We start from the raw sequence: 13442 nt of genomic DNA on the forward strand, positions 1-13442 counted from the left end.
CTGCCGAAGTCTTGCTTCCACAGTACGGACGGGATGTGACACGCGACACGTCCCCGAGGCGGACCCGAACCTATACCTGGGTAGGAGTCAGCGCCGGACGGTCACCTTCTCGGTGACGACCCGATGTTCGACACCGGCCGGATCGGGATTGACGACCTGCACCAGCGAAGCCCCGGCGAACAACACCGAGACGAACCCGTCGATCACTTCCTGCACCGTCTCCCACGGCGTACTCGACAGCACCCGGTCGCCGGCGGAGAACCCTTGCAGCGCGGCGGATTTGCGGGCCGCGGTCAGTACTTCGTTCACCGAGAGGCCGTCGAGCGCGGCCCGGAAGCCGCCGGGCAGGAACTGATCACCGTGCACCCGCACCGCGGTCGCGAAATCGGTGACGCCGACCGGCAGATCACGCACCGGCGTTCCCATCGCGTCCAGCGACAGCACCGCCACCTCGCCGACACCGTCGGCGTCGTCGATCCGGTCGGGGGTGACCAGCGCGAGGTCGGCATCGGGGTCGGGGGTGAGCACCACTTCGGTTCCCGCCCACCAGCATCCGAGCAGCACCGCGGCGGTCTGCCAGTGCGCGGGCAACAGCACCGCCACCCTGGCGCCGGGGGTGAGCGCGAATTCGTCACGGATCAGGTTCGCGGTCTTGGCGGCCCAGTTGGCCAACGTCAGCCCGGAGAGTTCGATCCGCGCGCCGGTGGCGTCGTCGTACCAGGTGACGCGGGGTCCGGCGGGATCGCGTTCGAGGATCGGGTCGAGGAGAGCGTCGGTCAGGGTCGAGTTCGGCTCACGCATGGGTCAATTCACACATTTCGGTCCGTTCTGGCCTGCGTCGATCGGCGGGGCGGGCGGTATCGGTGTCGCGGTCGCCGAGGATGTCGCGTCGAGATCGAACATGCCTGCCGCGGCCGAGCCGGGACCAGAGTAGTCGCTCGCCAATACCACGCTCACCGTATCCGCCGACACTGTCGTATCGGCGACCACCGTCAGGCCACCGAGCGCCTCGGCGACCGCCACCGCCTTCGGATCGGCGGCATCGGCGGCCAGCACGCGACTCGAGCTCACGGTGCCGCCGGTGTAGTTGCCGACCGTGCCTTCTCTGAATCCTTTGCTCGTCAAGGCCGCCGACACCTTGCCCGCGAGACCGGTGGCGCCACCCGCGTTGAGCACGCTCACCGTCACCGTCGAGGTGTCGATCTTCGGCGCGGACTCTTCCTGCTCCTCTTCCCCCACGAGCCCGGCGACGAAACTCTGCACCGTCTTCGGGTCGACCTTGACCACCGACTCCCCCGCCGAGGTCATGCTGTTGAGGTCGGAGACGGGAATGGTCTCGAATTCCACCTTGCCGCCGGACAGATCCTTGAGCTGCTGCAGAAACGCCAGCACGTCCCAGTCCTCGTCGAGCACGACGGTGCGCCCGACCGCCTCGCTGATCTCGCTGAGCTTGCCCGGATTGGCGAGGATCTTGGCATTGAGCAATTGGCCGACCAGTTGCGCCATGAACACCTGCTGACGCACGATCCGGTCGATATCACCGCGCTCGAGATCATGGCGCTGACGCACGAAGCTCAGGGCCTCCTGACCGTCGAGGCGCTGACGCCCGGCCGGGAAGTCCGCGCCCGACATGGGTTCGTCCACCGCCTGATTCAGGCACACCTCGACCCCGCCGACCGAGTCGGTGAGCAGCACGAAGCCGAGCAGACTCACCTCGGCGTAGTGGTCGACGGTGATGCCGGTCAGGGTGGCCACCGATTTGATGAGGGCCTGTCGACCCGCCTTGGTCGACGCGCGTTCGGCCTCGGCCTCGGACTTGCCGTCGGCGAGCAGTTCGGCGCGTTCGGTCTCCTTGGTCGAGCCGTACGCGGAGTTGATCTTGGCCTTGCCCTGGCCGCCGATATCGACGTAGGCGTCGCGCGGAATGGAGATCGCGGTAGCCGAGCGGCCGTCGTTGGGCACGCGGATCAGCACGATGGTGTCGGTGTTGGTGCCCACCTCGTCGCCCGCGTGCAGCATGGCGCGTTCGGCTTTGGTGAGGGGGTTGCCGTGCGCGTCGGTGCGGCTGTCGACACCGACGAGCAGGATGTCGACGGCGCCGTCGCGCTCACCACCGAGGCCGAGGCCGCCGATCCGGTCGATATTGGCGATCAGGTTGTCGACACTGCGCCAAGCGAATCCGGTGAGTGCCAGCACCAACACCGCCGAGATCGCCACCATCAGTTTGGCCGGACCGAAGGCGCCCGTGGGCGCGCTGACCGGCCTTGTCGACTCTCGCACTCGTGCATCCTCTCGACGAACTCCGCGCCCGGACAGCTGCACCCCCGGCAATACCGCCTTGTCATCAGCCCGGGCTCGTCCACGGACACCGGCCTTCACAGGCTAACCAACAGTTACCACACTCGGGCCCAACCGCAGGTGTCCCGGCGTGCCAGACTGGCCGCGTGAATGCCGATTTCCGCGCCCCCGCTCCTCTGATCGTAACCGGCGCGCGTGGCCTGCTGGGGCGAGAGATCCTGCGCCTGGCACCCGCTGCGCGTGGCTTCGGGCGGGCCGATCTCGACATCACCGACCGCGCGGCCGTCGACGCTGTCCTCACGCCCCGCGCCGTGGTGATCAACTGCGCGGCCTACACCGCGGTGGACGCCGCCGAAACCGATGTCGAGGCCGCCTTCGCCGCCAACGCGACCGGACCGGCGGTACTCGCCGCCGCCTGCGCCGCGGCGGGCGCGCGGCTGATCCACGTGTCCACCGACTACGTCTTCCCCGGCACCGCCACGACACCGTATGAACCCGGCGACCCGACCGGACCGGCCTCGGTCTACGGGCAGTCCAAGCTCGCCGGTGAGCGGGCTGTGCTCGAACTGGGCGCCCACGTCGTGCGCACCGCGTGGGTGTACGGCGGTGTCGAGGGGGATTTCGTCGCGACCATGCGCAGGCTGGAGGCCGAACGCGACACCGTCACCGTGGTGAACGACCAGCTCGGCTCCCCCACCAGCGCCGCCGACCTCGCCGCCGCGCTGCTGGAACTGAGTACCCGACCCGACGCACCCGCTGTGCTGCACGCCACCAATTCCGGCACCGCCACCTGGTTCGACCTCGCCGCGGCGGTTTTCACCGAGCTCGGCGCCGACCCGACCCGGGTACTGCCGTGCGCGTCCAGCGAGTTCCCCAGACCCGCACCGCGCCCGGCGTATTCGGTGCTGTCTCCCGCAGCTTGGGACGGGGCAGGACTCACCCCGCTTCGCCCCTGGCGTATCGCACTCACCGACACACTGAGCCGGTTGTCCGACTAGGCTCCGCAGTCGTGAACGCAGCAGACTCAGCCGATTCTTCAGCCCCCGCCGGCATTGCCGTGGTCACGGTGACCTATTCACCGGGTGAGCACCTCGAGCACTTCATCACCACCCTGGCCGACGCGACCACCGAGAAGCCGCAGGTGATCCTGGCCGACAACGGGTCGACCGACGGCGTTCCCGAACTCGTCGCCGAGGCCAACTCGCACGTGACGCTGCTGCACACCGGCGGCAATATCGGCTACGGCGGCGCCATCAACCGCGCCGTCGCCGAGATCGATCCGTCGATCGAGTTCGTGATCCTGGCCAACCCGGACATCCGCTGGGGCGTCGACTCCATCGACACGATGCTCGAGGCGGCGAAGCGCTGGCCGCGCGCGGGCGCCTTCGGGCCGATGGTCCGGGAGCCCGACGGCAGTATCTACCCGTCCGCACGCCGCGTCCCCGGCCTCGCCGACGGCGCGGGCCACGCGATCCTCGGCTCGGTCTGGCCGAAGAACCCCTGGTCGATGCGCTACCGCCAGGAGAACGAGCAGATCTCCGAGCGGGTGGTCGGCTGGCTGTCCGGCTCCTGCCTGCTGGTGCGCCGCGCCGCGTTCGACACCATCGACGGTTTCGACTCGCGCTACTTCATGTACATGGAGGACGTGGACTTCGGCGACCGCATGGGCAAGGCGGGCTGGCACAATGTCTTCGTCCCGGACGCCGAGGTGACCCACGCCAAGGGCCACGCCGCGGGCAAGCATCCCGAATTGATGCTGCCCGCCCACCACGCCAGCGCGTACCGCTTCCAGGCGGACCGGCATCCGCACTGGTGGCAGGCGCCGTTGCGAGGTGCGCTGCGGGCCGGACTTGCGGTTCGCTCCCGGATTGCGGTTCGATCGGCGCTGCGTGAGAAAGCGCGAACCGGCGCCTGAGTAGGCGCCGGTCCACTGTGAACAGGGGAAACTCGATGGCAGGCAATGCAGGCACCGACGCGGTCATCCTCGTCGGCGGACAGGGCACGCGGCTGCGTCCGCTCACCCTCTCGGCGCCCAAGCCCATGCTGCCGACAGCCGGGCTGCCGTTCCTGACCCACCTGCTGGCCAGGATCGCCGAGGCCGGGATCACCCACGTGGTGCTCGGCACCTCCTTCAAGGCCGAGGTCTTCGAAGAGCACTTCGGTGACGGCTCCGAACTGGGCCTCGACCTGGAGTACGTGACCGAGACCGAACCGCTGGGCACCGGCGGCGGTATCCGCAATGTGCTGCCCAAGCTGCGCGCGGACAACGTGATGGTGTTCAACGGCGACGTTCTCGGCGGCACCGACCTGGGCGCGATCCTCGACACCCACGAGTCGACCAACGCCGACGTCACCCTGCACCTGGTCCGCGTCAGCGACCCGCGCGCCTTCGGCTGCGTGCCGACCGACGACAGCGGCCGGGTCACCGCGTTCCTGGAGAAGACCCAGGATCCGCCGACCGACCAGATCAACGCCGGTTGCTATGTGTTCCGCCGCGAATACATCGAGAAGATCCCCACCGGTCGTCCGGTCTCGGTGGAGCGCGAGGTCTTCCCCGCGCTGCTGGCCGAGGGCGCCCGCGTGCAGGGCCACGTCGACGCCTCCTACTGGCGCGACATGGGCACCCCGGAGGACTTCGTGCGCGGCTCCGCGGACCTGGTCCGCGGGATCGCTCCCTCCCCCGCGCTCCCCGGCCAGCGCGGTGAGTCCCTCGTGCATCCCGGCGCGGGCGTGGCGCCGGGCGCGCTGCTCATCGGCGGGACCGTGGTCGGTCGCGGCGCGGAAATCGGCGCGGGTGCGCGACTGGACGGCGCGGTGATCTTCGACGGCGCGGTGGTCGAGGCAGGCGCCACGGTCGAACGCTCCATCATCGGCTTCGGCGCTCGCATCGGTCCCCGCGCGCTGGTGCGCGACGGGGTGATCGGTGACGGCGCCAACGTCGGCGCCCGCTGCGAACTCCTGCGTGGCGCCCGCGTGTGGCCCGGCGTGGTCATCCCCGACGGCGGCATCCGCTTCTCCACCGACGTCTGATCCGTACGACGCCGGGTCCCCGCCGATTCCCTCGGTCGGTGGCCCGGCGTCGTGCTGTTCACCCGCGCCCGTACGCCTCGCGGAAGACAGTGCGCTCCCTGGCCCGGCGACCCGGATGACGGCGTCGCTCGGCCGGATGACCGACCGCCATCAGCAGGGCGACCGCGAGATCGTCCCGATCGCCGATCCCGATCGTCTGCTTCACCTTCGCTTCGTCCCAGCCGTTCATCGGTGCGGTGGCAAGGCCCAGCTCGGTCGCCGCCAGCATCACATAGGTCGCCGCGATCATCGCGTCCTTGACCGCGTATTCACGCAGCAATCCCCGCCGGGCGAGATCGTCCTGGAACTCCCGCGAAGCCGTGGCGAACATCGCGACGAACTCCTCCGACCACGCGCCGTTGCCGCGGGCCTGGTCGTACACGTCGGTGTGGTCCTCGCGCCAGGACTCCGGTTCGGCGACGAAGACCAGCATCACCGGCGCCTCGCGCGCTTGGGGTTGGCCACCGGTCGCCCGGACCAGACCGGCCCTGCCCGCCTCGCTCGTGATCGCGACAATGGCCCGGTCCTGCAGGTTCCAGCTGGTCGGCGCCTCGATGGCGAGATCGAGCAGTGCCTCGAGATCGGTCGCCGAGACCGGATCCGGACGGTAGTGGCGGACAGTGCGTCGGGTGCGGATCGCTTCGGCGACCGACAAGATCTTGGATGTCATGCACCAACTATCGGAGAGTCACTCTCCATTGGGAAGTAGGCACTAAATAGTGCGTTACTATCCCCCGATGACAACCTTCGTGGAGTCCTCCGGCCTGCCCGCCGACGCCTACTCGGCGAAGTGCCCGACCCGCCAGGTGCTCGATCACATCGCAGGCAAATGGACGATCCTGGTGGTGGACGCGCTCCTCGACGGCACGCAGCGCTACACCGACCTCAGCCGACGCATCGAGGGCGTTTCCCAGAAAATGCTCACCCAGACGCTGCGCGGTCTCGAAGCCGACGGATTCGTCACGCGCACCGCGTATCCCACCATTCCGCCCAGGGTCGAATACGAACTCACCGCGCTGGGTCGCAGCCTCGCCGAACCGATCACCGCGCTGCGGCAATGGACCGAAACCCACATCAACGAGATCGAGCGCGCCCGCGCCGCCGCTAGCTGAAGCCGACGGCTTGGTCGCCCCATGCGGTGTGCAGGTCGGCGTCCGGGTTGTCCACGATGCGGTCGATGGTGTCGATGAGCAGGGTGGTGCGGGCAGTGGGGCGGTAGTGGGGCCAGTGTTTGGAGCCGTCGAGCGCGGCGGGCACGCTGTGTTCGGCGAAGGCCAGCCAGCGCCGCTGCATGCGGCCGGAGACCGCGAGCGAGGCTTTGCGCCCGCCCAGCCAGAAGGTGGGGTCGTGGTTCAAAGTGCCGAAATTGCCGAATACATAAGGCAATTCGGTGGCGTGACCCGCTCCGACCCTGGCCGCCTTCAACATCGGGGTGGCGTAGTCGAAGCGATACATCCAGGTCGGCGAATGTTGAGCATGCCCCTCAGCGACCCAGGCCGCGGGCATCCGGAACGCAGCATCGGTCGACATCGCCAGCGCCCCACGGGTTTTGGTGAGATCAGGGTAGGCCGAGGTGATCTCGGCGATCCGCTCGGGCGCCATCTCCGGATGCGAGGCTGCGACATCGCGCAGCATCGCGTTCACCGCGTCGGGCGTCACCGGCATGATCGGCGAGCGCAGCACCCGGAACAGCGACGCCTCATCGCGATTGGTGCCGATCAGCAACGGCACGCGATGCGAACGCCCCTGCTGGAATCGGTCGATCGGGTAGCCCGGCAACAGATTTCCGTCGACCACCGGCGCGGCGGCGAGTCTGCCCGGTTCCTTGATCGGCACCTCGTCCAGCAGCACCGCCCCGACCTCGACCAGCCGTTCGATCGGCAACTCCAGCAGCCGATTCGCCTCGCCCGGCCCGAGTTCGAGCAGTTCCAGATAGCGCTGCCCGACGACCGCGGCCCGTTCCTGGCCGAACACCGTAGTGGCGGGTGGACTCTGGGCGATCGCTTTGTGGAACAGTCCGGCCGCGGCGGGTGAGGTGAGCAGCGCGGTGACGCATCCCGCGCCCGAGGACTCCCCGAAGAGGGTCACATTGCCCGGGTCGCCGCCGAACGCGGCGATGTTATCGCGCACCCACGCGAGCGCGGCTAGCTGATCGTGCAGGCCGAGGTTCGCGGTGAACTGCTCACCGAACGAGGACAGATCGAGGAAGCCGAGCACCCCGTGCCGATAGTTCACCGAGACGACCACCACGTCGCCCGCCTCGGCGAGCTTGCGCCCGTCGTAGATTGTTTGGGCGGCGGTGCCGAGGCAGTAGGCGCCCCCGTGCAACCAGACCATCACCGGACGCGGCGCGTCGTCGCTCGGTTCGGGCCGCGGCGACCAGACATTCACCCACAGACAGTCCTCGCCCATCTGCAGGTCCGAATCCACCGGCACCATCGCACCCATCGTCTGCGGTGCGATATCGCCGAAGACCACGCACTCACGCACCCCGTCCCATGGCTTCGGGGGCTCGGGCACCGCGAATCGAGCGGGCCCGGCGGGCGCGGTCGCATAGGGAATGCTGCGCCAGACGGCGACCGGCCCATCCCAGGTTCCACTGACCAATCCGTAGTCGGTCTGTGCCAGTGGGTCGGCATCGTGGGCCCGCGTGTCCGGATCGAAATCGGGCTGAATGCTCATCGCACACCTCCTAGCCGGCATGACCGCACGGGTACCTGTGTATTTGCTCCCGCTGGTCGAAGCACCTGGTGACTTCCTACGAGAGTACGTGCGTACGGCCCGAACGCGCGCCCTACGCGCCATTTCCGCAGGTAACAGTTACTTCGCGGTACAGGAGAAAGCCCGGTTTCGCGACGTCACACGGCGGTCACGGCGCGGATTCGGCGACGAATGCCGACCCAGTCCGGTCTCCGGGGAAACCGGGGTCGGCTGCCATCCGGATCTCGCCACACCGGATGACAGCCGACCTCGCGTCGGTTAGCTGGAAATGCGCTGTGCCTCGTCGCCGACGTAGGCGGCCCACAGCCGCCGATACGGGCCGTCGACGCCGACCAGCTCGGCATGGGCACCGACCTGCACCAGCTTGCCCGCGCCGACCACCGCGATCAGATCCGCGTCGGCGGCGGTGGCGAGCCGATGCGCGACGACGATCGTGGTGCGGCCCGCGGTCAGCACGTCCACCGCGGCGCGCACGCGGGCCTCGGTGGCCAGATCCAGTGAGGCGGTGGCCTCGTCCAGGATGAGGATGTCGGGATCGATCAGCTGTGCCCTGGCCAGCGCGAGCAGCTGACGCTGTCCGGCCGACAGACTGCGCCCGTGCGCCCCGATCGGCTGGTAGTAGCCGTGTTCGAGCGCCGCGATCATCTCGTGCGCACCGACAGCACGGGCGGCCCACTCGATCTCGGCGGGTTCGGCCTCGGGATTGCCGTAGGCGATGGCCTCGCGCACGGTATCGCCGAACAGGAACGGCTCCTGCGGAACGACACCGAGGCGTTTGCGGAAGTCACGCAACCGGAACCGGCGGATGTCGACCCCGTCGACGAGCACCGCGCCCTCGGTCGGGTCGTAGTACCTGGCGAGCAGCTTGACCAGGGTCGACTTGCCCGCGCCGGTCTCGCCCACCAGCGCGACCTTCTGGCCCGGCTCGATCCGCAGGTCGAGCCCGTCGAGCACGGTGCGCGCCCGCGACGAATACCCGAAGCTCACCGCGCGCAGTTCGATCGCCCCGTCGAGGCTGGTCACCGGGAGCGGATCGGCGGCTTCCGGCGTGTCGACCGGCGTGCGCAGCAGTTCACCGATGCGGTCGACACCCACCACCGCCTGTTGATAGCTGTCGAATACCTGCGAGAGCTGCTGGATCGGGGCGAACAGCAATTCGATGTAGAGCAGGAACGCGATCAGCGTGCCCGCGGTGAGCACATCGTCGCGGACCTGGTGCACACCCACGGCGAGCACCGCGGCCGTGGCGATCACCGACATCAGTTCGATGCACGGGAAGAACACCGCCATCAGCACCTGCGAGCGCAGCCGCGCGTCGCGGTAGGCCCACGACCGGCTCTCGAACTCGGTCTGGTTCACCGCCTCCCGGCGGAACGCCTGGGTGACGGTGATGTTGTCGACGTTCTCCTGCAGGTAGGCGTTGACCGCGCTCACGCGCTCCCTGGCCAGGTTGTAGGCGGGCACCGACGCGCGCCGGAAGGCCACGGTCGCCACGCCGAGCACCGGCAGCAGCACGAGGACGACCACGGCGAGCCCCGCGTCGATCACCAGCAGCGCGGCGACCACGCCCGCGATGGTGACCGTGCTGGTGAGCGCGGTGGCAAGGCCGGTCTGCAGGAACGCCGACAGACCGTCCACGTCGGTGGTCATCCTGGTCATGATCCGGCCGCCGAGCTCGCGCTCGTAGTACTGCAGGCCGAGGCGTTGCAGGTGGGCGAACGTCTTCACGCGCAGCCCGTAGAGCAACCGTTCGCCGACGCGCCCGGTGACCCGCACCTGGGCCACGCTGATCGCCCAGTCCACCACCACGACCACGATCGCCAGCGCGGCCGCGCCGATCACCACGTCGCGCGCACCGGCGAGCACCCCGTGGTCGATGCCGTAGCGCACCAGGAACGGGATCAGCACCTGGGCGATGGCATCGAGTCCGACCAGGCCGAGCCCGGCGAGCAGCGGCCAGGTGAACGGGCGCAGCAGTCGCGGCAGCGAGAAGGCGGTGTCGGGAGTATGCGAGAACGACGGGTCGACCTCGGGTTCCCCGGACACCGGCGGCAGCCGATCGAGCAGGGCGACGATATCGCCGCTCGGTGGCACACTCGCCATCATGCCCCCGCCCACGGCACCGGGCGGACCCGCGGGCGCGCCCGCCGATCGACGCGCGAATGCCTTGGCCAGGTGCTCCATGGTGCGGTCGTCGTCGGAGTCGACTTCCGGTGCCACCCAGAGTTCCTCGGTGGCGACGCGGGTGGTGTCGCGGTGCGGATCGGAGCCGATGCCGACGACCTCGGGCGGGGTGAACAGGGCACGGAACAGCTCACCGGACTGCTGCAATTCGCGCAGCGTGCCCAGTTCGGCGACCCGCCCGCCGTCGAGGACAGCGACCCGATCGGCGAGCGAGAGCGTCGAGATCCGATGCGCGACAACGATGGTCGTGCGCTTGCGCAGCTCGGCGCCGATCCGCTGGTAGATCTGCTCCTCCACCTGGGCATCGATGGCCGAGGTCGCGTCGTCGAGCACCAGCACCGGCGCCTCGGTGAGCAGGGCGCGGGCCAGCGCGATGCGCTGACGCTGCCCACCCGAGAGTCGTTGTCCACGTTCGCCGATGGTGGTGTCGATGCCCTGCGGCAACGCGGTGACGAACTCGTCGGCGGCGGCGAGATACAGCGCGTGCCAGACCTGTTCGTCGCTCGCGTCGGGCCTGCCGTAGGCGACATTGGCGCGGATCGAGTCGGCCATCAGGTGCGTGTCCTCGAAGACCATCGCCACCTGAGCGCGTGGATCGGGCAGCTCGCGCAGATCGACGCCGTCGAAAAGCACCGCGCCCGAATCGGGTTCGAGCAGCGCGGGCAACAGCGACACCAGAATCGTCTTGCCGCTGCCCGCCCCACCCGCGATGGCGACGGTCTCGCCGGAACCGATCCGCAGATCGAGGCCGTTCAGGATCGGGATGTCGTCGAAACCGAAACCGACCCCGTCGAATTCGATCGACGGCGGCTCGGCGGCTTCGGCCACCTGCGGTGCGTCGGCGCCTCGTGTCCCCGCCGCACCAGGCACCGCGCCCGCGTCGTCGGGCGCTTCGATCACCTCGCGCACCCGGTCCAGTGACGCCTTGCCCTGCTGACTCACGGTGAGCAACATCGAGAACTGCCGCACCGGCCCGACGAACGCGCTCAGATAGGTCATGAACGCGAGAAACGTGCCGAGCGTGATGGATTGACGCAGCGCGAGCAACCCGCCGACGACCAGGATCAGCGCCTGCCCCGCCGCGGGCACCGCCTGCACGACCGGGGTGAACCGGCTGGTGATCCGGGCGACCCGCAACCGCGACCGGTAGAGCACGCGCGCACGCGCACTCAGCTGCTCCAGTTCGTACTGTTCCTGCCCGAAGCCCTTCACCACCCGCACACCGGCCACCGCGGCCTCGACCTGCATCGCCACCTCGGCGGCCCGCGCCTGCGCGTCCCAGTTCGCGGGGAACAGCTGCCGCTGGCTGCGCCGGGTGACGATCCACAGCCCCGGCAGCACGACCAGCGCGATCAGGGTCAGCGTCGGCGACATCACCGTCATCAGCACCAGCACCGCGAACAGCAGCGCCACATTGCCCGCGATCATCGGGATGAGCTGCAGGAACATCTGGATCAACGTGACATCGGTGATCGCCCTGCTCACCACCTGCCCGGTGCGCAACTGCGCCTGCTCACGCCCGTTGAGCCGCAGCAGCGCGGCGAACAGGTCACGGCGCAGGTCGTGTTGCACCCCGAGCGACAGTTCCGAGGAGGCCACCCGGCGCGCGTACGACGACCCGAACCTGGCCGCGCCGATCACCAGCAACAGCACCACCCACGGCGTCACCGAGGCCGCCGTGGCGCTGAGGGTGTCGACCACATGCCGTACCACCAGTGGCAGCGCCGCGGTGAGCAGCGCCGCCGCCAACGCACCGGTGTAGCTGATGATCACCAGCCGCCGGTGCTCGAGACAGCGGCGGGTCAGGTAGCGGATCCAATCCGATCTCATCGGGCGGCCACGAGCGCGTCCGCGTCGTCGTACTGGTTGGCCGGGCGCGCGAGACCGTAGTGGCCGCGCAGCGTGGTCTCGGTGTACTCGGTGCGGAACAGGCCGCGCTCCTGCAGAATCGGGACCACCTCGTCGACGAAGCGCTCCAGACCCGACGGCAGCACCGCGGGCATGATGTTGAAGCCGTCGGCGGCGCCCTGCCGGAACCAGTCTTCGATGGCGTCGGCCACCTGAACCGCGGTGCCGGCGAAGGTGCGGTGCCCACGGCCGCCGCCCAGTCGGGCGATCAGCTCACGCAGGGTGAGTCGTTCGCGCCGGGCCAGATTCACGATCAGCGTGAAGCGGCTCTTGGCGCCCTCGATGTCGTCCTCGGTGGGCAGGTCCTCGGGCAGTTCGCTGTCCAGATCGAGCTCGTCGACGGGCAGCTTGAAACGCTCGGCGAGCTGCTTGCGCGCGTACTCGGGCGAGATCAGCCGGGCCAGTTCCTCGTCCAGCTCCCTGGCCTGCTCCTCGGTGTCGCCGATGATCGGGACGATGCCGGGCAGGATCTTGATGGACTCCGGGTCGCGGCCAGCGGCGACGGTGCGCGCCTTGAGGTCGGTGTAGAAGGCCTTGGCGTCGTCGAGGGTCTGCTGCGCGGTGAACACGGCCTCGGCGTAGCGGGCGGCGAATTCCTTGCCGTCCTCCGAGGATCCGGCCTGCACCAGCAGCGGATATCCCTGCGGGGAACGCGGCAGGTTCAGCGGACCGTCCACCCGGAAGTGCTCGCCGTGGTGCAGGATCTTGCGCACCTTCGAGGCGTCGGTGTGGATGCCGAGTTCCTTGTCGGCCAGCACCGCGTCGTCGTCCCAGCTGTCCCACAGTTTCGTTGCCACGTCGACGAATTCGGCGGCCTTCTCGTAGCGCAGCCGGTGGTCGGGGGTGTCGTCGAGGCCGAAGTTGCGGGCCGCGTCGGCGCCCGCGGTGGTGACGATGTTCCAGCCTGCCCTGCCGTTGCTCGCCCAGTCCACGGAGGCGAAACGGCGGGCGAGGTTGAAGGGGTCGTTGTAGCTGGTGGAGGCCGTGGCGATGAGACCGATCCGGCTCGTCTGCACGGCGACCGCGGTCAGGATGACGGTCGGCTCGAGCTTTCCGCTGGGCCTGCGGCCGGGGTCACCCATCAGTACCGGGCTGTCGGCGAAGAAGATCGAGTCGAGCTTGCCGCGCTCGGCGGTCTGGGCGAGGCGGACGTAGTAGTTGATATCGGTGTGGGCGTGCGGATCGCTCTCGGGCAGCCGCCAGGCCGCTTCGTGGTGGCCGACCGACATCAGAAAAGCGTTGAGGTGCAGGTGTTTCGACAT

The 13442-nt window shown here is 69.0% G+C and carries 10 protein-coding genes; 4 read left to right on the plus strand and 6 right to left on the minus strand.

What is annotated here, in order from left to right; translation table 11 throughout:
- Positions 1-87: 87 nt before the first annotated feature.
- A complete protein-coding gene (locus tag QX204_RS25725; protein WP_301902958.1) occupies positions 88-801 on the minus strand; it encodes a TIGR03089 family protein in 714 nt (237 codons plus the stop codon).
- A gap of 3 nt (positions 802-804) precedes the next feature.
- Positions 805-2220, minus strand: a complete 1416-nt coding sequence (locus QX204_RS25730) for an LCP family protein (protein ID WP_301908114.1) — start codon at positions 2218-2220, stop codon at positions 805-807.
- A gap of 224 nt (positions 2221-2444) precedes the next feature.
- On the opposite strand from QX204_RS25730, the gene rfbD reads away from it, so the two are divergent.
- From rfbD to QX204_RS25745, 3 genes are read left to right on the plus strand one after another with little or no spacing between them, the layout of a single operon-like run.
- Positions 2445-3296, plus strand: coding sequence for a dTDP-4-dehydrorhamnose reductase (rfbD, locus tag QX204_RS25735; protein WP_301902959.1), 852 nt, complete (start codon positions 2445-2447; stop codon positions 3294-3296).
- A 53-nt stretch (positions 3297-3349) separates the two neighbouring features.
- Positions 3350-4213 carry a glycosyltransferase family 2 protein gene (locus QX204_RS25740; RefSeq protein WP_301908115.1) on the plus strand — a complete coding sequence of 288 codons (864 nt, stop codon included), beginning with the start codon at positions 3350-3352 and terminating at the stop codon, positions 4211-4213.
- A 35-nt stretch (positions 4214-4248) separates the two neighbouring features.
- Positions 4249-5328, plus strand: a complete 1080-nt coding sequence (locus tag QX204_RS25745) for a mannose-1-phosphate guanylyltransferase ManB (RefSeq protein WP_301902960.1) — start codon at positions 4249-4251, stop codon at positions 5326-5328.
- A 58-nt stretch (positions 5329-5386) separates the two neighbouring features.
- On the opposite strand, the gene QX204_RS25750 is transcribed toward QX204_RS25745, so the two are convergent.
- Positions 5387-6037: a nitroreductase family protein gene (locus tag QX204_RS25750; protein WP_301902962.1), complete on the minus strand. Its 651-nt coding sequence runs from the start codon at positions 6035-6037 to the stop codon at positions 5387-5389.
- A gap of 67 nt (positions 6038-6104) precedes the next feature.
- On the opposite strand from QX204_RS25750, the gene QX204_RS25755 reads away from it, so the two are divergent.
- The gene (locus QX204_RS25755) at positions 6105-6479 is read left to right on the plus strand and encodes a winged helix-turn-helix transcriptional regulator (RefSeq protein WP_056815937.1); all 375 of its coding nucleotides are present in this window, start codon (positions 6105-6107) and stop codon (positions 6477-6479) included.
- On the opposite strand, the gene QX204_RS25760 is transcribed toward QX204_RS25755, so the two are convergent.
- The 3 genes from QX204_RS25760 to QX204_RS25770 form a co-directional block, all read right to left on the minus strand.
- Positions 6472-8049, minus strand: coding sequence for a carboxylesterase/lipase family protein (locus QX204_RS25760; protein WP_301902964.1), 1578 nt, complete (start codon positions 8047-8049; stop codon positions 6472-6474). The two genes, QX204_RS25755 and QX204_RS25760, sit on opposite strands and share 8 nt — an antisense overlap.
- A 297-nt stretch (positions 8050-8346) precedes the next feature.
- Positions 8347-12102 (minus strand): ABC transporter ATP-binding protein, encoded by a 3756-nt coding sequence (locus QX204_RS25765; RefSeq protein ID WP_301902966.1) that lies wholly within the window; start codon positions 12100-12102, stop codon positions 8347-8349.
- Positions 12099-13442: an LLM class flavin-dependent oxidoreductase gene (locus QX204_RS25770; protein ID WP_301902968.1), complete on the minus strand. Its 1344-nt coding sequence runs from the start codon at positions 13440-13442 to the stop codon at positions 12099-12101. Before QX204_RS25770 ends, QX204_RS25765 begins: the two co-directional genes overlap by 4 nt.

The organism is Nocardia sp. PE-7 (assembly GCF_030486425.1).
GTDB classification, from domain to species: Bacteria; Actinomycetota; Actinomycetes; order Mycobacteriales; family Mycobacteriaceae; genus Nocardia; species Nocardia salmonicida_A.

What these genes read in the sequence shown, in the direction of transcription:
- QX204_RS25730 (WP_301908114.1), bottom strand. Translation starts at nt 2,220, where the DNA reads ATGGTGGCGATCTCGGCGGTGTTGGTGCTGGCACTCACCGGATTCGCT.
- QX204_RS25725 (WP_301902958.1), bottom strand. Translation starts at nt 801, where the DNA reads ATGCGTGAGCCGAACTCGACCCTGACCGACGCTCTCCTCGACCCGATC.
- QX204_RS25770 (WP_301902968.1), bottom strand. Translation starts at nt 13,442, where the DNA reads ATGTCGAAACACCTGCACCTCAACGCTTTTCTGATGTCGGTCGGCCAC.
- QX204_RS25750 (WP_301902962.1), bottom strand. Translation starts at nt 6,037, where the DNA reads ATGACATCCAAGATCTTGTCGGTCGCCGAAGCGATCCGCACCCGACGC.
- QX204_RS25760 (WP_301902964.1), bottom strand. Translation starts at nt 8,049, where the DNA reads ATGAGCATTCAGCCCGATTTCGATCCGGACACGCGGGCCCACGATGCC.
- QX204_RS25755 (WP_056815937.1), top strand. Translation starts at nt 6,105, where the DNA reads ATGACAACCTTCGTGGAGTCCTCCGGCCTGCCCGCCGACGCCTACTCG.
- QX204_RS25765 (WP_301902966.1), bottom strand. Translation starts at nt 12,102, where the DNA reads ATGAGATCGGATTGGATCCGCTACCTGACCCGCCGCTGTCTCGAGCAC.
- QX204_RS25745 (WP_301902960.1), top strand. Translation starts at nt 4,249, where the DNA reads ATGGCAGGCAATGCAGGCACCGACGCGGTCATCCTCGTCGGCGGACAG.